The organism is Vibrio sp. CJQ_6 (assembly GCF_043106745.1).
GTDB classification, from domain to species: Bacteria; Pseudomonadota; Gammaproteobacteria; order Enterobacterales; family Vibrionaceae; genus Vibrio; species Vibrio furnissii.
In genome coordinates this window covers 443,100-466,851 of the sequence record NZ_JBICMV010000028.1, presented here as the reverse complement: position 1 = coordinate 466,851, position 23,752 = coordinate 443,100, and the positions used below count along the sequence as shown (strand labels likewise).

The 23,752-nt window shown below is 52.0% G+C and carries 20 protein-coding genes; 10 read left to right on the top strand and 10 right to left on the bottom strand.

What is annotated here, in order from left to right:
* Positions 1-139: 139 nt before the first annotated feature.
* Positions 140-1,585 carry an ATPase RavA stimulator ViaA gene (gene viaA / locus ACF8PK_RS16965; RefSeq protein ID WP_004727809.1) on the bottom strand — a complete coding sequence of 482 codons (1,446 nt, stop codon included), beginning with the start codon at positions 1,583-1,585 and terminating at the stop codon, positions 140-142.
* Between the two features lie 9 nt (positions 1,586-1,594).
* Complete coding sequence (locus tag ACF8PK_RS16960) at positions 1,595-3,250, bottom strand: ATPase RavA domain-containing protein (RefSeq protein WP_004727808.1); 1,656 nt, start codon at positions 3,248-3,250, stop codon at positions 1,595-1,597.
* A gap of 424 nt (positions 3,251-3,674) precedes the next feature.
* On the opposite strand from ACF8PK_RS16960, the gene ACF8PK_RS16955 reads away from it, so the two are divergent.
* The 4 genes from ACF8PK_RS16955 to ACF8PK_RS16940 all read left to right on the top strand — a co-directional run bounded on the left by ACF8PK_RS16955 (position 3,675) and on the right by ACF8PK_RS16940 (position 6,472).
* Positions 3,675-4,190, top strand: coding sequence for an NUDIX hydrolase (locus ACF8PK_RS16955; RefSeq protein ID WP_004727807.1), 516 nt, complete (start codon positions 3,675-3,677; stop codon positions 4,188-4,190).
* A gap of 54 nt (positions 4,191-4,244) precedes the next feature.
* Positions 4,245-5,249, top strand: coding sequence for a low-specificity L-threonine aldolase (gene ltaE, locus ACF8PK_RS16950; protein ID WP_392442573.1), 1,005 nt, complete (start codon positions 4,245-4,247; stop codon positions 5,247-5,249).
* 65 nt (positions 5,250-5,314) lie between these two features.
* The gene (locus ACF8PK_RS16945) at positions 5,315-5,629 is read left to right on the top strand and encodes a c-type cytochrome (protein ID WP_392442570.1); all 315 of its coding nucleotides are present in this window, start codon (positions 5,315-5,317) and stop codon (positions 5,627-5,629) included.
* Between the two features lie 90 nt (positions 5,630-5,719).
* Positions 5,720-6,472 (top strand): TetR/AcrR family transcriptional regulator, encoded by a 753-nt coding sequence (locus tag ACF8PK_RS16940; RefSeq protein WP_041943346.1) that lies wholly within the window; start codon positions 5,720-5,722, stop codon positions 6,470-6,472.
* Between the two features lie 129 nt (positions 6,473-6,601).
* On the opposite strand, the gene ACF8PK_RS16935 is transcribed toward ACF8PK_RS16940, so the two are convergent.
* The 3 genes from ACF8PK_RS16935 to ACF8PK_RS16925 are packed head-to-tail and all read right to left on the bottom strand — an operon-like array spanning position 6,602 to position 8,658.
* Positions 6,602-7,870 (bottom strand): DEAD/DEAH box helicase, encoded by a 1,269-nt coding sequence (locus ACF8PK_RS16935; RefSeq protein ID WP_004727803.1) that lies wholly within the window; start codon positions 7,868-7,870, stop codon positions 6,602-6,604.
* Between the two features lie 36 nt (positions 7,871-7,906).
* On the bottom strand, positions 7,907-8,488 hold the full coding sequence (locus ACF8PK_RS16930) for an ACP phosphodiesterase (protein ID WP_014258139.1): 582 nt from the start codon (positions 8,486-8,488) through the stop codon (positions 7,907-7,909).
* A gap of 41 nt (positions 8,489-8,529) precedes the next feature.
* Positions 8,530-8,658: a hypothetical protein gene (locus ACF8PK_RS16925; protein WP_004727801.1), complete on the bottom strand. Its 129-nt coding sequence runs from the start codon at positions 8,656-8,658 to the stop codon at positions 8,530-8,532.
* Positions 8,659-8,999: 341 nt separating this feature from the next.
* On the opposite strand from ACF8PK_RS16925, the gene ACF8PK_RS16920 reads away from it, so the two are divergent.
* Together ACF8PK_RS16920 and ACF8PK_RS16915 are read left to right on the top strand one after the other, a co-directional pair.
* A complete protein-coding gene (locus ACF8PK_RS16920) occupies positions 9,000-10,205 on the top strand; it encodes an aromatic amino acid transport family protein (RefSeq protein ID WP_143679465.1) in 1,206 nt (401 codons plus the stop codon).
* A gap of 220 nt (positions 10,206-10,425) precedes the next feature.
* Complete coding sequence (locus ACF8PK_RS16915) at positions 10,426-11,850, top strand: methyl-accepting chemotaxis protein (protein WP_172562843.1); 1,425 nt, start codon at positions 10,426-10,428, stop codon at positions 11,848-11,850.
* 172 nt (positions 11,851-12,022) lie between these two features.
* On the opposite strand, the gene galE is transcribed toward ACF8PK_RS16915, so the two are convergent.
* Together galE and ACF8PK_RS16905 are read right to left on the bottom strand one after the other, a co-directional pair.
* Entirely contained in the window at positions 12,023-13,039 is a 1,017-nt protein-coding gene (gene galE / locus ACF8PK_RS16910) for a UDP-glucose 4-epimerase GalE (protein WP_004727798.1), read from the bottom strand.
* Positions 13,040-13,094: 55 nt separating this feature from the next.
* A complete protein-coding gene (locus tag ACF8PK_RS16905) occupies positions 13,095-15,077 on the bottom strand; it encodes a diguanylate cyclase (protein ID WP_392442565.1) in 1,983 nt (660 codons plus the stop codon).
* Between the two features lie 553 nt (positions 15,078-15,630).
* Here ACF8PK_RS16905 and ACF8PK_RS16900 point away from each other — a divergent pair.
* The 3 genes from ACF8PK_RS16900 to ACF8PK_RS16890 are packed head-to-tail and all read left to right on the top strand — an operon-like array spanning position 15,631 to position 18,031.
* Positions 15,631-16,371, top strand: coding sequence for a 5-oxoprolinase subunit PxpA (locus ACF8PK_RS16900; protein ID WP_392442563.1), 741 nt, complete (start codon positions 15,631-15,633; stop codon positions 16,369-16,371).
* A gap of 14 nt (positions 16,372-16,385) precedes the next feature.
* The gene (locus ACF8PK_RS16895) at positions 16,386-17,105 is read left to right on the top strand and encodes an allophanate hydrolase subunit 1 (RefSeq protein WP_392442561.1); all 720 of its coding nucleotides are present in this window, start codon (positions 16,386-16,388) and stop codon (positions 17,103-17,105) included.
* Complete coding sequence (locus ACF8PK_RS16890) at positions 17,102-18,031, top strand: biotin-dependent carboxyltransferase family protein (protein WP_004727793.1); 930 nt, start codon at positions 17,102-17,104, stop codon at positions 18,029-18,031. Before ACF8PK_RS16895 ends, ACF8PK_RS16890 begins: the two co-directional genes overlap by 4 nt.
* Positions 18,032-18,135: 104 nt before the next feature.
* Here the strand turns inward: ACF8PK_RS16890 and ACF8PK_RS16885 are convergent, their stop codons facing one another.
* From ACF8PK_RS16885 to ACF8PK_RS16875, 3 genes are all read right to left on the bottom strand, one after another.
* Positions 18,136-19,581, bottom strand: a complete 1,446-nt coding sequence (locus ACF8PK_RS16885; protein WP_392442763.1) for an FAD-dependent oxidoreductase — start codon at positions 19,579-19,581, stop codon at positions 18,136-18,138.
* Between the two features lie 355 nt (positions 19,582-19,936).
* Complete coding sequence (locus ACF8PK_RS16880; protein ID WP_392442558.1) at positions 19,937-22,378, bottom strand: ABC transporter permease; 2,442 nt, start codon at positions 22,376-22,378, stop codon at positions 19,937-19,939.
* On the bottom strand, positions 22,375-23,052 hold the full coding sequence (locus ACF8PK_RS16875; protein WP_014258130.1) for an ABC transporter ATP-binding protein: 678 nt from the start codon (positions 23,050-23,052) through the stop codon (positions 22,375-22,377). The genes ACF8PK_RS16880 and ACF8PK_RS16875 overlap by 4 nt, the downstream gene beginning before the upstream one ends.
* On the opposite strand from ACF8PK_RS16875, the gene tesA reads away from it, so the two are divergent.
* Entirely contained in the window at positions 23,051-23,650 is a 600-nt protein-coding gene (gene tesA / locus ACF8PK_RS16870; protein WP_154180038.1) for a multifunctional acyl-CoA thioesterase I/protease I/lysophospholipase L1, read from the top strand. The genes ACF8PK_RS16875 and tesA overlap by 2 nt on opposite strands.
* Positions 23,651-23,752 lie beyond the last annotated feature (102 nt).

Genomic DNA, 23,752 nt, shown 5'->3' with positions numbered 1-23,752 from the left:
TGGTCCCCGTTGCGTTCGCTGCACACTTTACGGATTGAGCGACGAGAGTCAAACAAAAAAACACTTTTTTTGTTTACTTGCCGAGATTTAAACCAGATTGACCAGTTCTTCGACGCTCAACCGCGTGTTCTCGGTGAGATCACCATTTTTTCATTAGGCGTCCAACCAAGTTGGGATGGTAATGCCAACAATGGTCAAACAGACTCATCAGCTCCGGGTTGCCGTATTTCGACAAGCTGATGGCGTGAAAACGATTTTTCTTCTGTTTGAGTGCCGCCACTTGAGCCAGAATTGCGTCATCTTGCTTGGGCGCAATGAAATCAGAAATCACCACCATGTCGGCGTTTTTGTAGCGCCCACCAGCCATCAACTCAATCGACTTGAGCATCACCGGTTCGAGGTCTGTACCGCCGTGAAAGGCGTAGCTGAGAAAATCGCTCGCTTCACGCAACCCGTCCTGACGAGTCAGTTCATAGGTAATGTGTTCAGTCGAGAACAGCATCACAAAGCAATCGCGATCGCCGGCCAGTGCAATTTGCATCAAGGCGTACGCCATCGCTTTGGCACACTGCTCAGGAAAGCCATTCATGGAGCCTGACGCATCCACACAGACGATAAACGGGCCTTTTTCGATATCCGCTTGCTTGTTGTCGGGGCGATGTGCCCGCACACGACGCAGCGTGCGCGATTTACCCTGCATGCGATAGTTCATCAACCGTTTGTCGACCAAATGCTTGTAGAACACCACTTCCAGTTCGGGATAGGCCAAAAACATGGTTTCGTTGGGTAGCAGTTTGTTGAGGTCGTCACTTTCATGAATGCCGACAATGTCGTCGGTCGCTTCATCAGACTTCTCTTCCACCAATTGCAGCTCTTCGGCCGGTGCGCGGTTCAGATCCGGATCATCCACATCACTTGCCATGCGGCCCAGTTGCTCGGCGATGTCCTGCAAGCCCTGATTTTTCTTCAGAAACTCGGCGTGACGCTTCATGACCGAAATATCGCCCCGGCTGAGCTTCGCCGCAGCCATGTCCCACAAACGTCCAACACTGGCTTCATCACCCGATTCGGTGACTTTATCCATGTTGCGAATGGTTTCCATGCGCTGATACAGGTCCGACAGCAGCTTTTCTTTGTTGGCTTCCAGCTCCAACACCTGCGCTTGGCGAATCGCCTCGGAGAGCGATTTGTACCATTGATCGCAAAAGAAATGTGGGAACATCGGGTTGTGAATCCCTTTGTTCTTTTCCAGCAAACGACGGGCAGGCAAATAGAATGCAGAGTGCCATTCCAGCTTCTTCACCACATCGGGAATGCGTTCAAAAAACGTCTCTTCATCCCAATGGATCACGTCCTGATACAGCCCCAACTCTTGTTGAAAACGCTCGGTTTCGCACACGCGGGTGATGCGTGTTTTCACGTTGCCGCGCCATTTGAGCAGATGACGTTTCACCGACGACTTCACGCCACGGCTTTCGGCCATCATCATGACCTGAGAGCGTCCCATTAAATCGCTGACTGCAGTGTCAATGATACCGGAGTCAGCAATCATCAGCGCGAGGTTCAGTCCGTCTACACCGAGCATTCACATCCCCTACGCGAAGAATTGATCAAGATGACGGAAGCGCTGCACGCTCTTTTCACACTCCACCTGAGTGCTGTCGAGCTGCTGTTGCAGGTGTTGCAACGTTGCTTCCATCGCCGTGGGCAATTCGGGGTCGATAAAGTTATGAGGCAAGGCACCATGGAAACGCGAACGCACTTTGCGCAAATGGTGTTCAGCGTGTTGCAATTGGGTCACGGCTTGCTCAGCTTTCACCAACCAATCCTGATACACCGATTGATCCAGCCCTTGCTGCGTCACAAGCGCTACCAGCACTGCGCGATTGGCAATGTCTTTTATCACCAAATTGTTGCTGGCATCGATATCAAAGCGCAGGCGGCACAAATTGGTGTTTTGGTTGACGTAACCGTACACATCGCCATGCCCTTCTTTGATCACGCGCTCCAGTTCGTTCTTTGGTACATAGACCCAGCGACTGTCGCCTTTTTCCGATTCTGAGACGGACATGTTGCTTTGCAGTAGCACCAGTTTGACCAGATCGTACGCTGAGCCCACTTTGTACGCTTTGGCATGGCTGATGTCATATTGATGAATCTGCTTTTTGAGTAGCCCTGTGGAGGTTTCCATCGACAGCATCATGCCGAACTCCGACTCCAATTCATCTTGAATCGCCAGTAATTCCTCACGGCACAACTCGATTTGCTGTTCCACTTCCAATTGATCAAAGGCGTAGCGCAGCGCAAACTCGCGAATCACGTCGCGCACGACTTCACGCGATTCTGGGCTGTTCCATAAACAGTCTTGCAGCAGCAGCAAATCAAGCGGGTTAATGGCGTCGCGACCATTAAAGAACGCACTGGCTTTGAGCAGTTTGACAGCTTTTTTCCAGCGGCGATCCGACACATACATGTCGGCTTGCGGCAGATGGCTGCTCTCTACCGCGCTCTCAAGCATGTGCTTCAGCTGATAGAGCTTTTCAAACACATCGTCGCTTAAATCGAGTTTATCGAGCTGAGTTTGCCACTGATGATACTCTTCATCCGTGATGGCTAAGCCTTCAGGAATACGCGCTTCCTGCGGCGTGCCCACCGTCAGCATCGATTTAAAATTCTGTTTGTTTTGAATCCGGTTAACGAACACGCGCACCAACATTCGGTCATACAGCGCTTCAAGGCCACTGTCTTCATCCGGCAATTCGTTGGAGGCCGACACCAGCAGGCGCATTGGCACACGTTCGATATCGCTGCCGTTTTTAAAAGTTTTTTCGTTCACCACCGTCAGCAGGGTGTTGAGAATCGCAGGCCCGGCTTTCCAGATTTCATCCAGAAACACCACTTGCGCAGTCGGCAAGTAACCTTGCGTCAGGCGCACGTAGCGGCCATTGTCTTTCAGCTCTTGAATACTGAGCGGACCAAACACCTCTTCCGGGGTCGAAAATCGGGTCATCAAGTATTCAAAATAACTACTGTTATCAAAAGCTTGAATGAGTCGTTTGGCAATTAAACTTTTAGCAATCCCCGGGGGACCGAGTAGAAAGACGCTCTCGCCGGACAAGGCGGCAAGCAGACACAATTTGATGGTACCTTCACGTTCGTACACACCATCTGACAAGGCTTTGGCTAATTTATTGATACGTTCTGAGAGAAGCGCCTTTTGTGCGTGAGAAGCAGAAGACGGATTGATCATAGAATCGCTCCACGGCAGGCTTGGACATAATAAGAATAGTAGAGGGCTTTATACATTTGTTATCACTTTGTTACAAGTGTATTTTTATGGGGACGCCTCCTTATATCAGATCTCCTTTGCATGAAACCACACGCAATCAATGATTGCAAATTTGTGAGTCACTTCACCAATTAACCCTAAATTAAACAAGGACTAACCCGAATCGCGTGTGCCAGTTGGCCACGGCATGACGAAGCGACCAATCATCGCACAGATGCCATCGTCAGCTCAGATAGTGTTTGGGTTATGAAACCAAATTAAGGTAAGGTGACCAACAGCCTCCTCCATTGAGCCATGATAGTCACACGCAGTCATTCTTTAGCCTGACCCAATAATGCGATTACCCACGGATGACGACTATCACCAACCTGAAAGAAAGATTCGCATGAGCAAAACCATACATCGCTGGAAAACCATCGCCTTGATTGAAGAAGATGTGCGCTTGCCCAACGGCCGCACTGTGGCGCACACCACGATTGAGCATCCGGGCGCGGCGGTGATCCTGCCGATCACCACTGACCACAAAATTGTGGTCATTCACCAATTTCGCCCATCGTTGAAAAAATGGTTGCTGGAATTGCCAGCAGGCACCATCGAAGACAATGAAGCCCCGCTCGACTGCGCTGCACGGGAACTGGAAGAAGAGACCGGTTACAGCGCGCAAGAATGGATTGAATTGGGCCAAGTGACACCACTGGCCGGATTCTGCGACGAAATTCAGTACCTTTATGTCGCCAAACAATTGAGTAAAACCGCGCGTTACGCCTGCGATGATGATGAAGTCATCGAAGTGCTGGAACTGACCATCGAAGAACTGGAACAGAAGATCATCGAAGGCGAAATTAGTGATTCAAAAACCATCGCGTGTTTAAGCAAAGCCAAGCTATGTGGCTATTTGTAACCCCATCCTTTAGTAAGCCATTTAATATTGTCAGCATCTAAACAAGGAGAAAAAATGGATTTTCGTTCTGATACAGTGACTCGTCCGACCCAAGCCATGCGCGATGCGATGGCACAAGCCCTTGTTGGTGATGATGTCTACGGCGATGACCCGACCGTCAATGCGCTGGAACAATGGGCCGCAGAGCGTCATGGGTTTGAAGCGGCGCTGTTTACCACCTCGGGTACCCAAGCCAACTTGTTGGGATTGATGTCTCACTGCGAACGCGGTGACGAATACTTATGTGGCCAGCAAGCCCACAACTACAAATATGAAGCGGGCGGCGCCGCGGTTCTTGGTTCCATTCAGCCACAGCCGATCGAAAACAACCCCGACGGTACGTTGGATTTCGACAAGCTCAAAGCAGCCATCAAACCGGATGATTTTCACTTCGCTCGCACACGTTTGCTGAGCCTTGAAAACACCATTAACGGGAAAGTGTTGCCGCTCGACTACCTCAAGCAAGCGCGTGAGTTCGTCAACGCGAATCACCTCAAACTGCACTTGGATGGCGCGCGCGTCTACAACGCGGCCGTGGCATTGAATGTGGACATTCGCGACATCGCTCAATATTTTGATTCGATGACCATCTGTTTGTCGAAAGGCCTCAGCGCGCCGATTGGTTCGTTGTTGCTCGGCGATGCAGCCTTCATTCAAAAAGCCCGGCGCATTCGTAAAATGCTGGGCGGCGGCATGCGTCAAGCCGGCATCTTGGCTGCCGCAGGTCAACTCGCGCTCACTGAACAGGTCGCGCAACTGGCGACCGACCACGACAATGCGCAGTATCTGGCGCATGGCCTTGCGGCACTGCCAGGGTTTAACGTCAACCCAGACCATGTACAAACCAATATCGTGTTTGCCAAACTCGATCACCACCTCGATATTGAGCACATTTGCCAACAGTTGAAACAGAAAGACATTTTGGTTTCCGCTGGAAATCCGGTGCGATTTGTCACTCATAAAGACGTAACTCGCAGCGATATTGACCAATTACTCGCAGAACTGGCCAAATTGCTGTAGAACCTGCTTGCGTCGCCCCTAGGATGACGCTTTACAATAGGCGCACTTTTTCCATGGAGAATCAGATGCGCCTGTTATCCCTTTTTTCCTTGTTATGTCTCTCCCTCAATGCACAAGCCTTTGAAGGTGATCCCGTTCTTGGCCAACAAAAGGCACCCAGTTGCGTCTTTTGTCATGGCGCTGATGGAAAAGCGGTCAACGACAGCTACCCTAATCTCAAAGGTCAGCATGAGGCTTACCTTTTTTCATCCATGAAAGCTTACCAGCAGGGCGATCGCAAAGGACCGCTTGCGCTGATGATGCAAGCTCAATTGCAACAATTAAATGATAATGATTTGCGAGACATTGCTGCGTTTTATGCTTCGCAGAACGAGAATTGAGCATTCAATCATACGTGCAGCACGTTTTTCCGTGAAACTCCGTATCAGATCTGGTAAAACAACGGCCGACAAGGTGGACATAGAACAGCAATGACAGAAAAAAGACAGGGGCGCCGCAGCGCTCAAGACGCACAAAAAACCCGGTATCACATTCTCAAAGTGGCAGCAGCGATGTTTTGCGAGCTCGGCTATGCCCGTGTATCACTGCGCTCAATTAGTGAGAAGGCCGGTGTGTCGCACAGTCTGATTCGTCATCACTTTGGCAGCAAAGAGAAGATCTGGCACAGCATCAGTGATGGTCTGCATCTGTACATGCAGCATTACATTCGTGAAGTGTTGGATCATATTCCCGATTCCACCCCGGCCAACATCAAACTCTATTCTTTCATCATGCGCCTGCTGGCACACGGGTTGATCATCAAGCAGCCCATGCAGTTAATTGCCGATGCCGTGCGCCAAGAAGATGCGCTATTTGACTACTTCATCGACACCGCCGGTGAACTCGAGTGCATGATTGAAGGTGTGGCAGCGCAATACAACCAAGAGTTTCCAGACACGCCCGTGCAAATTTGGGAGTTCAAATGGCAGATGATCATGTATACCCACAGTGCGGCGAGCTTAACCCCATTCTTGAAAGAGACATGGTCGCGAGAAACCGACAGCTTGGATGAATGTTTGCTGCGCCACTGGCAGTTGTTTAACGAGATCATGGTGCACAAATTCAATGTCCCGGATGACCAAGTAATGCGCCCGAAAGCCGTGAAAGATTTGGTGTACTCGCTCAACTACAACTGGGAAAAACATTGCGCCCAGATGTGCGAACTCAACGACGAAGAGGAATAGTGCGTCACGCACCGTGACAACACGATATTCTCGATATAGAAAAGGCTGCTCACGCAGCCTTTTTAGCATTTGAATGTCTTTGCGAACGCTTGCTCTCGTCTATGCATGCATTCGTAAATCAATCGCGGCTTAGCTTTTCTTACCGCGATTGGCGTGAATTTTCAACTTCGCTTTCATTTTGCGTTTTTCCGCTGAACGGCTGTTGCGGCGCGGCGCTTGACTTTCTTCGCTGACCACCACCGGTGAAGGCTCATACCCTTTCAGCCATTCTTGCGGCAGGCGTTTATCCAACAGGCGTTCAATCGCTTCCAGCAACGGCTGCTCATCGTGGCTCATCAACGATACCGCAAAACCCGCTTTGCCAGCGCGCCCAGTTCGGCCGATACGGTGCACGTAATCTTCCGCCTTAAACGGCATATCAAAGTTCACCACTTGCTCTAACTGGGCAATATCGATACCGCGCGCCGCCACGTCGGTGGCGATCAATGCGCGAACTTTGCCGGATTTAAAATCATCCAACGCTTTTTGGCGCGCGCCTTGGCTCTTATCCCCATTGATCGATGCCGCTTTAATGCCATCCAATTTCAATTCTTGCGCCAACGCATCACTGCCCTGCTTGGTGCGCGTAAACACCAACACCTGTTGCCAGTTGCGAGACCCGATCAGATAGGCCAGCAGTTCACGTTTACGCTTTTTATCGACCGGATACACCATTTGTTCCACCGTGTCGGCGGTAGAGTTGCTCGGCGCCACTTGAACTTCCACGGGGTTTTGCATCATGCGATGCGCGAATGCTTTGATCTTGCTATCAAAGGTCGCCGAGAAGAACAGCGTTTGACGCTCGTGCTGCATCTTGCGCAGCACACGTTGAATGTCAGGCATAAACCCCATGTCGAGCATGCGGTCGGCTTCATCCAGCACCAACGCTTCCGCATTGCCCAAATAGAGTGTTTTCACATGAGCGTGATCCAGCAAACGACCGGGCGTTGCGATCAAAATATCGGCCCCGCCACGCAAATTCTGCTTTTGCACGTTCATGCTGGTGCCGCCATACGCGGTGACAATTTTCAGTTCACTGCCTTGCGCGTACGACTGTAAATTATCAAACACTTGCTGCGCCAGTTCACGAGTCGGTACCAATACCAAAGCGCGAATGTCTTTGCTATTGGGTTCCCGTTGCAACGGATGGTCAACAAAACGCTGAATCAAGGGCAAACCAAACGCCGCTGTTTTGCCGGTGCCCGTTTGCGCGCCCGCCAATACATCTTTGCCTTCAAGCACATGGGGAATGGCTTGTGCCTGAATCTCGGTTGGCGTGTGAATACCAAGCGCAGACAAGCGTTCGACCAACGCGGGTGCGATGCCTAATGGAAGAAAAGGGGAAGATGGTGCGGACATGTCACTTACTCGAAAAACAATGGGCCGCGGATTGTATCAGACCTCAGCCAGTTTGGCTTTCTCTAATACGTCAGGGTACAGGGTAGCAAAAAGCGCATTCAGGGGCTGGTAATGGTGCTGCATGCTATCAAAGCAGTGAGCAAGCGGCGCCATACGCGGACTGCGCTGCGACATCCGCTGCAACGCAAACTCAATATTGTCAAAATCGGCATACGATTCCAGCCAGCGCCCCTGCCACATGTGCGTCGACACACGGGTAAAGCGCTCAGGCAGAACCGCCGGATGGGCATGTTGTACCCGTTGCTGTGCTTGATTGACAAACGAGCGTAGTGACAATGAATGGTATTGTCGCCACTCGTTTGCCAAGCAGTGATCCCAGAACATATCCAGCGCAATCGGCGCAAAGCGGCGCGTTTGTGAGGGGAAATAGGCCTTCGCCTGTTGCATCACGGGGTGGCTGTCGGTGTAAGCGTCGACCAGACGGTGCAAGCGAATACCACGCGCGATCTCCGTCGAGAACTGCGTATCCGGATCACCTTTGACGAAATCACCTAACAGGTTACCCAGCAGGCTGCTGTGGCAGTAGTCCGCAATGTGCAAATGGGCTAGATAGTTCATGCTCTAAAAGCCAACCATTTCAGTTGACTTCTCTGATGGGATTATTGAAGACAGAAATCGTCGCCGACTTCTTCGCGAGTCGCTTCGTACTCGGATAGATCAAAGCCAATTTCGAGCGCGTCAAGCAGCTCGAGACAATCATCTTGTTGGTATGTTGTTTGGTCACTCATTTTGACCTCCTTTATCATGCAACGGGAATTGCATCCCGTTTCCTTTCTAAACTGCTTTCATGACACGACGATGAAATTCAAGCGTCATTTTGCAGCGAAGTAAGATCTTTATCATAGGATGTGCAACTGCGCTAGTCCTTTCTTTCTGCGCTAATCCCCCACGCCAAACCGAATGTAATCTTAAGTTTACAGTTGTGGATTTTTATTTTTACAAACCCGTTGACCAGAACCCATAACTCCTACAAAATAGCCAAAAACCAGCGAATGAATGTCGAATATTTGTTCAAAATTCGCACAATGCACTTATGCAACCACAACAATCGTACAGATAAGTTTACATTATGATGAAATCAAAGCTTTTAGGCAGTACTTTGATTATCGCTGGCACCACAATTGGTGCTGGTATGCTGGCGCTGCCGCTAGCGTCCGCCGGGATCGGCTTCTCAACCTCACTGATGATCATGTTCGCTTTGTGGGCCATGATGGCATTTACCGCTTTGTTGATGGTCGAAATCCACCAATACGCAGATAAAGACGCCACCCTGCACACCTTGGCGAAACAGATCCTCGGCCGTAAAGGCAAATGGGTCGCGACCTTTGCGATGCTGTTCCTTTTCTACGCACTTTGCGCAGCATACATTGCAGGTGGCGGCGCACAATTCACCAGCCGGATTGGTGAACTGACGGGTTTGGAAGTCAGTGGCCCAACGGGCACCTTGATTTTCACGTTGATCGTGGCTGCGGTGGTAACCATCGGTACGGGCACGGTAGACCGCGTGAACCGTTTGCTGTTTGCCGGGAAAATGGTGGCCATGGTGATGGTATTGACCTTTCTTGCGCCAAACGTCAGCCAATCTTACCTGCTGAGCATGCCGCTGGGCCAAGGGTTGGTGATTGCATCCATTCCCGTCATCTTCACCTCGTTTGGTTTCCACGGCAGTATTCCTGCAATCGTGAACTACTTGGATGGTCACACACCTTCCTTGCGTAAAGCGATTGTGATTGGGTCTGCGATTCCGCTGATCATTTATGTGTTTTGGCAAATTGTGACATTGGGTGTGGTTAGCCAACCACAACTGGTTGAAAACGCAGGGCTCAGCGCGCTGATTGGCACGTTGTCGCAAACCGTTCATCAATCTAATTTGGGTAATGTGATTGGCATCTTCGCTGATTTGGCACTGCTGACTTCTTTCCTTGGCGTGAGCTTGGGTCTGTTTGAATTCATGGGCGATACCATCCGTAAAAAAGACGGCAATATGAACCGAATGGTGGCATCTCTGGCCACATTTGTTCCACCGTTGATGTTTGCCCTCTTCTACCCACAAGGCTTCATTATGGCACTGGGATATGCAGCCATCGCACTGGCGGTGCTGGCGATTTTCCTACCATTGATGATGGTGTCTCGTGTGCGTCGTCAAAGCAAAGAAGGCACCTATTACCAAGTGATGGGGGGAACACCTGCCCTTGCAATCACTGGTGTGGTGGGCATTCTGATTGTAGGCGCGCAGTTGCTTATCACCATTGGAGTGTTACCGTCACTGGGATAAGCACACACGCAAGCTGGCACCCAAAAGGCGAATACTCGGTATTCGCCTTTTTTGATTGCATGGTTTGGCTACACGGTTTGATTGAATGCGATTTATTTGACAAAAGTCTCAATTGTATCATTCGATCAACACCCATTGCATAAATTTATGTTGGATAGAACACCTTCGGCGTTAGGATAGAGTTCGTCTATTCAAATCTATTTTTAGCACCGGAGTTACCATGAAAGAAGTTCAATTCAGGACGATTGACCGCGTGTTCATTAAGATGTCGATCAACGACAAAATGTGGGCCATCGTCGTCCTCTTTCTGACCGCGTTAACTGCCATTGCTGGCGCTCGTTACTTCGACACGCTGACGCGTTTTGAAGCGCAATCCAAACTGGCTGTGGAATACAAATTACAAGGCATCTTGAGTCACCCTGATGTCACCACCCTTCCTGGGCTGCAAACCCGCACGAACACGGCTGAAACCACCTATAATAATGGCCGAGTCACCGCAACAGCCACCGCCGCCAACGGCAAAGTCTATGCACTGAGCGACGATTTCAGCCGTGAAGCAGCGCAAGTGCGCTCACAAGCACTGACCTCGTTCTTGCTCTCTTACCTGTGGACGTTGCCTTTTGCCCTCTTCGTTTACTGGGTGGCCACGTTCATTGGCGGCGCTTTGTGGGTTCTCTACAGCACCACGCTGAAAATTGCTGAAGGGGATTTAACATCGCGCTTGGGCTTCCACCCGGGTCGTGACGAATTCGGCACCATTGGTTGTGCGTTGGACAACGCCATGGACACGCTGACCGACTTGGTGGTTTCGGTGAAAGACAACGCTTCAACCTTGAGCGAAACATCGAACTCGTTTGCCAACGAGATGAAAGAGAGCGAAACGCAAATTCAAAACCAATACGCGTCGCTTGATTCTGTGGCAACCGCCATGGAAGAGATGACCGCTTCCGCGCAAGAAGTCTCCGGCATTTCTCAGCAAGCGACTCAGCAAGCCGAACAAGATGCCAAACAGGTGGAACGTGGCCGTCAACGTGTTCAGCAAGCCATCCACGAAATTGAGCAGCTTTCGCGTTTTATTTCGCAAACCTCATCATCGGTCTCCACGCTCAATGACAATGCGATTCAGATTAACGAAGTGATCACCACCATCAACGCGATTTCAGAGCAAACCAACCTGTTGGCACTCAACGCAGCGATCGAAGCAGCGCGCGCGGGTGAACAAGGCCGTGGCTTTGCCGTGGTGGCAGATGAAGTTCGTACGCTGGCCAGCCGCACTCAAGCCGCAACGGTCGAGATTCAATCGATGATTGAAAAACTACAAACCGAGAGCCAGAACATTGCGAAGATGACCCAACAAACGGTCAACCAAGCGGAAAGCAGCAACACGCTGGTGGCAGAAATCGGTCAAGACATCAATCTGATCGCCGAGTCGGCGCAGATGATCAACGACATGAGTATTCAGATTTCGACCTCGGCAGAAGAACAAAGCTCGGTAGCCAACGATATCGCCTCTGAACTGAGTGACATTCGCGCGCAGTCGAACACCATTCGCACCGTGGCGCAGCAATCATCAACAGGGATTGCCAATATCGCTCAAGCGACGCGTAATCTGGGGCAAACGCTGCAGCGCTATCGCACGAACTAAGACCTCGCTTCTCCGCATCCACAAACGCGGAGAATCATGATCGATAGAAAAATGTTGATAGTAAAAAAGCCAGTCATTCGACTGGCTTTTTCTTTGCTTTGCACTGTGCGAATACCCACAATATCAGGACAAAGGCGATGAGGACGTGACGCAAGCGAATGCGTCCCGCGCCTTACGCGTCAGGATAACCTTGCGGGTTATGAGACTGCCAACGCCAAGTATCTTGCGTCATCTCTTCCAAAGTACGGGTCGCTTTCCAGCCCAGCTCTTGCTGCGCTTTGCGCGGATCAGCCCAACACTCCGCGATGTCGCCCGGACGACGTTCCACCAACTTGTAAGGCACCGCTTTATTGGAGGCGATTTCAAACGCTTTCACCATGTCCAGAACGCTGTAGCCATTGCCTGTACCTAGGTTGTAGATGTGCAAACCAGATTTCTCACCCACTTTTTGTAGTGCTGCGATGTGGCCATCCGCCAGGTCCATCACGTGGATGTAATCGCGCACGCCGGTGCCATCTTTGGTTGGGTAGTCGCTACCAAACACAGAGAGAAACTCACGACGACCGACCGCCACTTGAGAGACAAACGGCATCAAGTTATTTGGAATCCCTTGGGGATCTTCGCCCAATTCACCCGATGGATGCGAACCTACAGGGTTGAAGTAACGCAGCAGCGTAATGCTCCAGTCTGGGTTGGCCTTTTGGAAGTCTGTTAGGCACTCTTCCACCATCAATTTGCTTCGGCCATACGGGTTGGTGGCACTGGTGGGGAAATCTTCAGTAATCGGCACTGATGCCGGATCGCCATACACCGTCGCCGACGAGCTAAACACCAGTGATTTGACGCCTGCTTCACGCATGGCATCCACCAGCACCAATGTTCCGTTGACGTTGTTATCGTAGTATTCCAACGGCTTTTGAACCGATTCACCCACGGCTTTCAGGCCCGCAAAATGAATCACCGATTGAATGTGGTAACGCTTCATCACCTCAACCAACAGCGCTTTATCACGAATATCACCTTCGATAAATTGAGGACGAACGCCCGCAACTTTCTCAATGCGCGCCAGCACGCTGGCTTTGCTGTTGTAGAGGTTGTCCAGAATCACAGGGGTCATGCCAGCAGCAATCATTTGAATGCATGTGTGGCTGCCGATGTAGCCCATGCCGCCGGTTACTAAAACGTTCATACCTAGCCTCCTTAGAATTTAAGGCTATTGTAACGACACTTGCCCCTGAAATCACTTAGGAATTTAGGGTTCTTTGCCTTGTATGATCCATGAGAATGTAACGTCCTTTACCAGCACATTTTGCTTGATACATAGCGCTGTCGGCCGATTTCATCACGGTGTCCAAATCGAGATTGGCGTCATCCACATAATAAACCCCCATGCTCGCGCCGACACGCAGCACTTGCCCGCGGTAGACCATGTCCTGCGCAATGACACTTAGCAGTCGGTTGGCAAGATGGGTGACACGGTCACGCTCGCTAGGATAGATCACCAACACGAATTCATCCCCAGACAGACGCGCAACCAGATCGTGACTGCGAACTTGAGACAACAAACGCTCTGACACCTGCTTGAGCACTTCATCGCCCGCATCGTGGCCAAATGAATCATTCACCTGTTTGAAGCCATCCAAATCAAGGTATATCAATGCAAACGGTACCAGCATGTTGTGGTTGCTCGCCAAAATATCCTCCACCACGCGATACAGTTCCGAGCGGTTGGCAAGGCCAGTGAGCGAATCGTGATGCGCCAGGTAAGCAAGCCGCTCCATCTCTTTGATGTTGGACAGATCGGAGATCATGAACACCATGTCATCGTCGTGCGGCGCTTCCGGCAATGAGATGCGATTCACTTTGATGAGCAGCGGCACAAGGTGCCCGTCCTGATGCTGCTCCCACACTTCCCCTTGCCAATACCCTTGCGCCGCCACGGCCTCAGTAATCGCCGGCATGAGCAATGAAAGCTGCTGCCACGCCACACTGTGTTGCAGGGGTTTATCAAGCAACGCGTCGCGATGATAGCCTATCAACTGCGATACCGCAGGGTTTAGGAGCGTGATGTCCCCTTGCGCATTGAGCACCATCAACCCATCTTGGCTGTTTTCAAACACAGCGGCCGCCAAGCGCTGACGACGCCTTGCGATTTCGATTTGGGTGACATCTTGAATCGCAAACAAGGTTTGCCCTTCACGCGATAGCGCTCGGCTGCCCACACGTAACAGCAGCGGCTGGCTGCGCACATCCATGGCCACCACCAGTTGTTCATCCAATTGCGTTTCGTTGCGAATGGCCGCTTGGATGACGTCAAGCTGATCCGTTTTCAACACATGCAGTAAATTGGCCCCCCGCAAATACGCGCGGGTACATTTGAACACGTGATTGGCGGCATCGTTGGCGTGAAGAATCATCCCCATGGCGTCCACCACCACCAGCGCGTGCTGCACTGTATCGACCACTTCGTTAGCAAATGACTTTTCTTGTTCAAGTTTGTCGAGCGTAAACAACACCTGTCGTTCACGTTGATCGAGCTTGTCGAGCATGGTGTTGAACGCCTGCACCAGATGGCCGATTTCATCGTCGGCGCGGCGGACCAAGGTCTGACGGCGTTCTTGGCGTTCGATGTAGGCCTGCACTGCTTGATTGAGCGCCAAAACGGGCGACAGAATCATCCGCTGCGCCATCCAATAGAGAATCAAACCGCCCATAAACAGCAGCGAGAAAAAGAAGGTCGCGTTATACATCGCCGATTGATAAAGCTGCGCAATCGACTGTTTGGAGATGATGACGCGCAGCGATGCCCCATGTGTTTCATCAATCACAACGGGAACCCGCAAATAAATGTAGTCCTCACTGATGGCGTATTGCTGGCGTTGAATCTGCTCGCGCTGCTGCGCATTGGGGATCGGCGCACTGCTGTCATAGCGTTCATACATGGCAAACAGCTGTTCAGCCGCGTCATACAGTTTGACGCGCACCACGTCTTTGTCGGCCGAAAATGCCGACAGCACTTCCTGCGCGGCCAATTGATCGTCAAACACCATCGCGGCTTGCAGATTGTACGCCACCCCTTTCGACAGCACGTTCACCCGCTCGATCAGGTTCGTTTGTCGCAATTGAGTCCCGGTGTACAACCCAAAGCCCTGCGCAATCACAAAGATGAGCGTCATCAGCATAAAAATGGGCAGCAGCAACTTGGTGCGCAGTGAGAGTTCACTCATCGCGCCGAGCCCTGTCGCCGTGTGACCGAGAACTTGAGGTCAATATCAACGCAAATCGCTGAATCATGGGTCCTTCGTGAGTCGTTGTGTGGGTCGGTATGAAGATAAAGATAGGCATAATCGGCCACGAACGTGACACTTTAAATGCAACAAAGTGACTAATACACGCACTTATTTTGAACTAACGCACATTATTTAGCCGCTGCGCACTGTTTAGCCGCTGCACACCGGTTGAACGTGTACCGACTTTTGACATCGTATTCGCGGCGACGCATCACGATGAGATTTCACACTTCACTCAACCGATGTCGCTCAACTGATGTTGCTCTGCGGCATGTTTGAGTCGATGAAACTGACCCCATGCAAAGAATTCATCGCCAAATTTTCCTATCCGTTTTCGGTTCACTATTCTTAAAAAGAGCAACGTAAATCTCTGGACAAACGGCTGAGAAACCGGAGACTGCATAGACATCATCAATGCATGCTTTCACGGTGTGCCATGCAGCATGGCAGCACATTCGCCGTGGCCAATACAACAAGGATATGGAATCCGGTGACGACACGAACAATCAAACTCAACTGCGACATGGGCGAAAGTTTTGGCGCTTGGATCATGGGCGCAGACCACCTCGTGATGCCTTATGTCGACATGGCAAACATTGCCTGTGGATTCCACGCGTCCGATCCGCATGTGATGAGCAAAACCATCGATATGGCGCTGCAGCATGATGTGATGATTGGCGCCCATCCGGGTTACCCTGATTTGCAAGGCTTTGGCCGCCGCTCTATGGCATTTAACGATGAAGAGATCTGCGAGATCTTGATCTATCAAATTGGTGCATTGAAAGCGTTGTGTGAAAGCAAAAATGCCGAACTGAGTTACGTCAAACCCCACGGCGCGTTGTACAACGACATGATGCGGGACAAAACGGTGTTTCGGGCGGTGGTCGATGCCGTCTCGGTGTTCAATGTGCCGCTGATGATCCTCGCCTCATCCAACAATCAAGATTATCTTGATATCGCGGATCGTTACGATGTACCGTTGTTGTTTGAAGCATTTGCCGATCGTACCTACCTGGCCAACGGCACACTCACCCCGCGCTCGATGCCCAATGCGGTGCTCAAAACCGAAGATGCCATTCTGAGCCAAGTGCAACAGATCGCCAAATACGGCAAGGTCACCAGTGCCGATGGTTTTGTCATTCCCATTGAAGCCGATACGCTATGTGTTCATGGCGACAATGACGAAGCCATTGCCCTCATTGCGAAGATTCGCGATCAACTTGAGAGATAAAAAAAGGATTTTAATTGCGACTGAATTACGCCATTGAGCCGGTTGCGGAAAACAGCCTGCTGATTCGTTTTGAGCATCAAGCGCATGCCGCGTTGTCCGTCACCATCGGAGAAATCGCCAAACGAATTCGTCTGACACTGGGGGATTACGTGATGAACGTGACGCCCTCCTACACCACCATTCTGATTGATTACTTGCCCTACCGCATCGCGCCAAGTTCATTCGCGAAACGGGTGATTCAGTGCGTCGAAAAAGCCAGCCTTATGGATGCGCAACCTTCGGCGCCAGTGGAACTGCCCGTGTATTATCACCCAGAGGTTGGCCCGGATTTGGCGCTGTATCAGCAGCAAGGGTTAAGCGTCGACGACGTGATTGCGCTACACACCCGCCCAACGTATACCGTGTGCGCCATCGGATTTGCGCCGGGATTTGCATTTATGACCGATGTGGCCGAGCCGTTGCGCCGCCCACGCCATGCGACGCCAAGGCTTTCGCTGCCCGCCGGTAGCGTCGCCATTGCCGAGCAGCAAACAGCCGTCTACCCGAACGCTTCACCGGGTGGATGGAATGTCATCGGCAACTGTCCACTGCCACTGTTCACGCCCAACCACTCGCCCATGCTGCCTTGGGAAATCGGCAGCCAAGTGACATTCCGCGCCATTGCGCGCGATGAGTTTTTAGCACTCGGCGGCATCATTGCGCCAACACAGTTTCAAGCGGGAGGTGAACGATGAACGCCTGCATTCACGTGATCAAGCCCGGGCAACTGAGCTTGATTCATGATTTCGGCCGTTTTGGCCTCAGTCATTTGGGCATCTCGCAATCAGGACCGGTGGATGATTATGCCTACAGTTGGGCGAACCATTTATTGGGCAATCCGGTGAACGCGCCCACCTTAGAAATTACTTTAGGCCAGGCCGAATTTGAGATTCAACACCCGTGTCAATTGGCCCTCACCGGCGGGGATTTGGCCGCAACCCTCGATGGCGAACCGTTGACGAACTGGTGTACATTTCGCGCGCAAAAAGGACAACGCCTGAAGTTTGCCCTGCCGCGCAATGGCCTGCGTGCTTATTTGGCGGTGCGCGGTGGCTTCTTGGTTGAACAACATCTGGGCAGTGTATCGACGGTGAAAAAAGAGACTTTGGGCGGTCTGCATCGCGACGGGCGCGCCCTATTAGCAGGTGATGCACTCTATTTCGACTCGCATCCGTTGGACAATAAGCCGCTGCAAATGACGTTTCGTCTCAAACCGGATTACAACTTGCCGCTGCGGTTACGGGTCATTGAAGGCTATCAGAATGACTGGTTTGACAAAGAGAGTTTGCACACCTTTTTTACGCGCACTTACACCGTCAGTCAGCACGCCGACCGCATGGGCTATCGCTTGACGGGCCCAGAAGTGCCTCCGCCCACCGAACCGATCTTGTCTGAGGGAATTGCGCTGGGTGCGATTCAAATTCCTCCCGACGGACAACCCATCGTGCTATTAAATGATCGCCAAACCCTCGGCGGCTACCCGAAAATAGGCTGCGTGGCGAAAATCGATCTGCCGCGATTGGCGCAAGCCAAACCCGGGCAAAGCGTGCGCTTTGTGAAAGGAGATTTAGAAGGTCTGCAAGATGTGTGGTGCCAATGGGCGCGCTTCTTTGGTTACTGATCGGCTCACGGTGACTGGCACCCAGCGACATCGGCATGACATCGACAAAAAAGCCCTGATTAATCGGGGCTTTTTATATATCTCTCACCGTTTGTCTCGCAAAGCTACGCCATGCCGACCACTTTCGCCAACGCAACTGGGTAGCCACGTTCTTGCGCCAGTTGCAACGCTTTACACTCCACCTGCGCTGCGGACAGGCTCATGCTGACTGGATGCTGCGCCTCAATGGACGCTGCGGCATCTTCATCCGCCAGTTGCCACTCAGAGACAATTTTTCTCGCCGCTTCAAGTGCAGAGGAGCCTTTCACCACTTCAATGCGCGCATAATGATGGGCTTCAAAGGTCACATCAGCGGCTCGCAACGTGGCGTCATCGCCCGGGATCTGCTGCGCGCCAAACAGCGGCTTTCCGCCCACTTCGGCTCGAGCAAACGCGGGCACAAACTGACTCATGTGCTCAATGGCGCGCTGCGTGCGCTCACGCGTCGCATCTGCTTGCCAGCCTTGCGTGATCTTGTGAGTCAAGTATTCGGGCAATTCTGGCTGTGATGACATGCCGTTGGACGCCACCAAGCCATCATCAAAGAGCGTGATGCCCTGCGTCATGCCGTGCAGTTGGAAAACACCATCTGCATACGGGGTGAGCTGCGCCATACCTTGCGGCGTGCCGCGTGGCCCATGGAAAATCACTTCCGGCCACTGCTGCTGACATTGCGGCCAGTGCGTCACGTAAGCGGCCTTAAACTCCACCAATCGCTGACGCTGGAAATGGGTCATGTCATCCACGGTTCCAGTTTCAAAGCCGCACGCGTTGATCAAGTAATCACACACCAACTGGTGTTGATGGCCGTCGGCATCCTGATACGTCAGTTGCCACTGGCCATCCACAAACGCCGATGCAATCAAGGTCGCGTGGGTCAAAACCTGACAGTTACTCAGCGACGCCAGCACCAGTTCCGCGCTGGCCGCTAAGCGAAACACGCTCCAGCCGTACTCTTGCACCGCAACCACCGGATACTTCAGCGCGGAAAGATCCGCATGCTGCGCAAACGGGATCAACCACTCCGCCATGGTGGTCGGGTTGTGTGGCTGCGTCTGGGTTGCTAACGCTTCCAGTTCCGCACGTTCAAACGTTTGATAGTAATCTTGCGGCGCGCCCAGAATCTCATTGCGAGGATCGTCGTTCACCAGCGCCTGATATGCGCTTTGAATCGCCACCAGCCGAGGCAAAATATCCTGCGGTTGACCCGGGTCCGAATGTGGCACCGCAATCACTGTCGGGCGTTTATTCAACGTATGAGGATACAGCCGAACGGTTTCGATCGACTGTCTTAATAATTCGATGCACTGCTGCTGAGAAATTTCGCGGTACAAGTTGCCGCCTGCATGCAAGTGACAAATAGGAGGGCCATTGACTAAACCCGGCCCTTTTTCCAACAGCAGCACATTGAGTCCTAACTCACTCATGTGAACTGCTGCGGTCGCCCCCGCAACACCACCACCAATGATAGCGACGCTGGGTGACACGGTATTTGGCGTTGTTTGTAACATGTCGCTGCCGATCGTCATTTATTCGCTGCTTATTCTAATGCTTGTAAAACGCTATGAAAATCACATTTTTTACGCGGTCTTCATTCAAGAACGACTCATTTATGTCGTCAATTTTTTTGTTACTACCCATCAATAGAGCTGGATCACTCTCTGAACAAATCAAGACAAAAAAAGCAAAAAAAAGCTTGACTCATTATTGCCAAAACCGCGTTTTCAGCCCCTTGTGCATAACGCAGGGTCTGGATCCTACGGCGGCACGGGGCTGGCGCGAAACTGTGAGTTATTAACAGGCTGAGTTATCCCAAACTTTATCCACTGTTTTTGTGGATAACTAAACTAATTACTCAAGTGAGGTCTAATTAAACGCTTTATTTATAGGAACTAATAACCGTTTGATGAGACTGCTCACAACCACAGCAAGTGTGCAAAACGTCACCACAGGAAGCGTCAACCACATCACAAAATGCGCAGATGGCGTGAGCTCAAAACCAAACTTCATCACGCTTGCCACCACGGCGTCCGCACTGAGGCTCGCGACCAAACCTGCGATCAGTGCCATTAAGCCGTACTCTGCCCAAATGGTGCGTGTGACGCGGCGACGGCTCGCCCCCAGCGTGCGATAGAGCTGAATCTCTTGCTGGCGCTGGCTCAAACTCAAGCGCAGCAGCGTGAAGATCAACAAGATACCAGCCACCACGCCCAATGCCGCCAACACGGTGATCGACCAAACGATCTGCGTCAGCAAGGTTTGGATCTTCGCACCCATCGAGCGGATATCCATCAAGCTTACGGTCGGGTGGTTACGCGACAGCTGGTTGAGCAGCGCATCATGCTGGGGTTCAACCCGAAAGCTCACCAGCCAGCTGCCGGTGATGTCTTTCATGACATCTGGGGTAAAGATGAAATAGAAATTCGGCTTCATTTCACGCCATTCCACGTGGCGAATGGTGTTCACCGTCGCTTCAATCTTTTGACTGTTGATCACAAACGTCAGTGTATCGCCAATCTTCAAGCCCAGATCGCGCGCCACATCCTCTTCAACCGACACCCCATCGTGCGTGGTCCATTGACCATCCAGCACCTCGTTGTAGCTCGGTAGCGTTTCCCCCCATGTGAAGTTGAGCTCTCGGCGTAACGCATCAGTGCCCTCTTCTCCCTGAGTCCGTGTTTTGGCATCCACACCGTTGATATCAGCCAAGCGACCCCGAATGATTGGGAATGCCTGAGAGCGCTCAATGCCAGCATCATCGAGCGTTTTGAGATACGCCTCTTTTTCATACGATGCAATATTCAGCGCAAACGCATTCGCGGCATCCGGCGGCAATGTGCGTTGCCAATCCGACAGCAGATCAGTACGCACCAGCCACATCACGGCTAAAAGCATCAACGACAGCGACAACGCGCCAAACTGAATACCGGTCGCGACACTCGAACGATTGATGCGGCTCAGCGCCAGTTTCATCGAGGTGTTCAACGGCAGGCGGCCAAGGGCTTTGGTCACCGCCACACTCAGCAACGCCAAGACCACAAACAGCACCACGATGCCAGCGAGCACAATCCACACCAAGCGGTTTTGCCAGTACACCGCCAGCATCGGCACCAGCGGCACCAGAATCAGTGCCACATTCCAGCGGTGACGACGCTGTTGTTGCGTCGCTTGCATCACGCTCACGGCATTCACATTCAGCAGATGCCCCAGCGGAATGCCCAACGCGGGCACCGCAATCAACACGCTTGATGCCAACGCAACCATCACCGGTTTGTAACCATAACCCGGCAGCGGATTGGGCAGCAGATCCACCAGCGGCACCCGCAGCAGATATTCCAGCCCCACACCAATCACGATGCCAGCAAGGGCAGCAAACCCCAGCAGCATCAACACTTGAACAGCCAACCAGCGGAAGATCCAACGCTTGCTGGCGCCCAAACTTTTGAGCATCGCAATGGTGCGTTGACGCGTAGAGACATAATGCTGACACGTCAGCACTAAGGTGGTCGCGGCCATAATGATGACGATGGCGACGGTCAACGAAAGGTATTGCTGAGTGCGTTCAAACACCTCGTTGGTGCGACTGGCGCTGTTTTGATCGCGCCAACGGTCGCTCGGCGTCAGTTCAGTTGCTTTTTTCAAGGCCTCAATTTGCGCCGGTTCCCCATTGATAAACAAGCGGTAACTGACTCGGCTTCCCACTTGCAATGCACCGGTTTTGGCCACGTCCTGTTGGTGAATCAACACCGACGGCATTTGTTGAAAGGGGTTAAAACTCAGCCCCGGCTCTTCGACAATACGTCCACTCACCGTAAAGTCGGCATCGCCAATCGTCACGTTCTCTCCAATCGCGACATCAAGCTGAGCAAAAATGCGTTCATCGAGCCACAGTTGACCGGGCTGAAGATGATTAACGATGGTTTGACCGTCGGAAAGCTGCATCTCACCGCGAATCGGGTAATGGCTATCGACGGCTTTGACCGTCACCAACTGCATGCCGTTGTCGCTAAAGGCCATGGTCGCAAAGCGGGTCATGGTGGATGTGGTCAACGCTTGCTGCTCAGTCAGCGCTTGCAGCGCGGGCGGAATCGGGTTGGCAGAAACGAACACACTGTCCGCAGTTAAGGCATCTTTGCCCTGCTTCACCACCACTTGTTCCATGCGACCAGCCAGCGCCGTTAGCGCAAACACGCATGCGATGATCAGCGTCAGCGCGACAGAAATAGGCCACAACTGGCCGTGACGAATCTCGCTCAAACTCCAACGAATGAGACGTCGATTAAGCGCAGGGGCCGAATGCTGACTCATGTGCGCTCCTCCAGCATGCCCGCTTGCATGTGAAAACGACGGTCACAACGCGCTGCCAGTTTTGGATCGTGAGTGACGAGCACCAGCGTGGTGCCATGTTTCGCGTTGAGTTCAAAGAGCAGATCAATCACTTTCGCCGCCGTCTCTTGATCGAGGTTACCGGTTGGCTCATCAGCAAACAGCACTTGCGGGCCAATCATGAATGCGCGCGCCAAGGCGACGCGTTGTTGCTCGCCACCGGACAGTTGGCTCGGCGAATGATGAATCCGATGTTCCAATCCGACAGACGTCAGCAGCGCAGTCGCTCGCTCGCGATCTTCCGCTTCCCCTTTCAACAAGCAGGGCAGCGTCACGTTCTCCAAAGCCGACAGGCTCGGGATCAACAGAAAACTCTGAAACACGAACCCGACCGATTCACTGCGAATGGCCGCGCGCGCTTCGTCATCCAACGCGGAGAGCGCTTTGCCCAGCAGATGAACTTCTCCGTGGCTTGGCGTATCTAACCCGGCAAGCAGGGTCATCAGCGTGGACTTGCCCGCGCCAGAGGTACCGACGATGGCAACGCTTTCCCCCTGATGAATCTGCAGATTCACCTCTTTAAGGATTGTTAATTGCTCCTGATTGGTGGAGACTACTTTGGATAACGATTGAGCTGAAATAACAGGTGTTTGCATGATGAGACGACTTTCCTTGATTCTTGTTCTTTTCTTTTCTGCTAGCGCTAGTAGTAACACACTCTTAATACTTGGCGATAGTTTAAGCGCTGGCTACCAGATGCCGATTGAGCAAGCTTGGCCCAGTTTACTCAGCAGTGCGTTGGCGGGAAACGGCAAAAATGTATCGGTTGTTAACGGCAGTATTTCCGGCGATACCACAGGCAATGGCCTTGACCGTTTGCCATCCCTGCTGAAACAACATCAACCCGATACCGTGTTGATCGAGCTGGGCGCCAATGACGGTTTACGCGGCTTTCCTCCCAAAGTGGTCGAAAACAATTTACGCGCGATGATCGACCAGATTCAGGCCAATAAGAGTCACGTGATTCTGATGCAAATTCGCATTCCGCCCAATTACGGCAAGCGTTACAGCGATGCGATCGCCCAACTGTACCCCACCCTGTCTGACGAAAAATCCGTGCCGCTGATCCCGTTTTTTCTGGAACAAGTCATCGTTAAACCCGAATGGATGATGAACGATGGTTTGCACCCTAAACCGGAAGCACAACCTTGGATCGCCGACTTTATGGCTCAACAACTCGCGCCATTGCTCTGATCCTATTTTCACCTTTTCTTCCCCGATTCCGCGGCGTTCACACCATGCGGAATCGGCCTTCCCTGCTTAAAATCCCAGTTTTTAATGGTCTAGCTCAATAAA

Coding starts and splice junctions, on each gene's coding strand:
- viaA (WP_004727809.1), bottom strand. CDS start 1,585: ATGCTCGGTGTAGACGGACTGAACCTCGCGCTGATGATTGCTGACTCC.
- ACF8PK_RS16960 (WP_004727808.1), bottom strand. CDS start 3,250: ATGATCAATCCGTCTTCTGCTTCTCACGCACAAAAGGCGCTTCTCTCA.
- ACF8PK_RS16955 (WP_004727807.1), top strand. CDS start 3,675: ATGAGCAAAACCATACATCGCTGGAAAACCATCGCCTTGATTGAAGAA.
- ltaE (WP_392442573.1), top strand. CDS start 4,245: ATGGATTTTCGTTCTGATACAGTGACTCGTCCGACCCAAGCCATGCGC.
- ACF8PK_RS16945 (WP_392442570.1), top strand. CDS start 5,315: ATGCGCCTGTTATCCCTTTTTTCCTTGTTATGTCTCTCCCTCAATGCA.
- ACF8PK_RS16940 (WP_041943346.1), top strand. CDS start 5,720: ATGACAGAAAAAAGACAGGGGCGCCGCAGCGCTCAAGACGCACAAAAA.
- ACF8PK_RS16935 (WP_004727803.1), bottom strand. CDS start 7,870: ATGTCCGCACCATCTTCCCCTTTTCTTCCATTAGGCATCGCACCCGCG.
- ACF8PK_RS16930 (WP_014258139.1), bottom strand. CDS start 8,488: ATGAACTATCTAGCCCATTTGCACATTGCGGACTACTGCCACAGCAGC.
- ACF8PK_RS16925 (WP_004727801.1), bottom strand. CDS start 8,658: ATGAGTGACCAAACAACATACCAACAAGATGATTGTCTCGAGCTGCTT.
- ACF8PK_RS16920 (WP_143679465.1), top strand. CDS start 9,000: ATGATGAAATCAAAGCTTTTAGGCAGTACTTTGATTATCGCTGGCACC.
- ACF8PK_RS16915 (WP_172562843.1), top strand. CDS start 10,426: ATGAAAGAAGTTCAATTCAGGACGATTGACCGCGTGTTCATTAAGATG.
- galE (WP_004727798.1), bottom strand. CDS start 13,039: ATGAACGTTTTAGTAACCGGCGGCATGGGCTACATCGGCAGCCACACA.
- ACF8PK_RS16905 (WP_392442565.1), bottom strand. CDS start 15,077: ATGAGTGAACTCTCACTGCGCACCAAGTTGCTGCTGCCCATTTTTATG.
- ACF8PK_RS16890 (WP_004727793.1), top strand. CDS start 17,102: ATGAACGCCTGCATTCACGTGATCAAGCCCGGGCAACTGAGCTTGATT.
- ACF8PK_RS16885 (WP_392442763.1), bottom strand. CDS start 19,581: ATGTTACAAACAACGCCAAATACCGTGTCACCCAGCGTCGCTATCATT.
- ACF8PK_RS16880 (WP_392442558.1), bottom strand. CDS start 22,378: ATGAGTCAGCATTCGGCCCCTGCGCTTAATCGACGTCTCATTCGTTGG.
- tesA (WP_154180038.1), top strand. CDS start 23,051: ATGATGAGACGACTTTCCTTGATTCTTGTTCTTTTCTTTTCTGCTAGC.
- ACF8PK_RS16875 (WP_014258130.1), bottom strand. CDS start 23,052: ATGCAAACACCTGTTATTTCAGCTCAATCGTTATCCAAAGTAGTCTCC.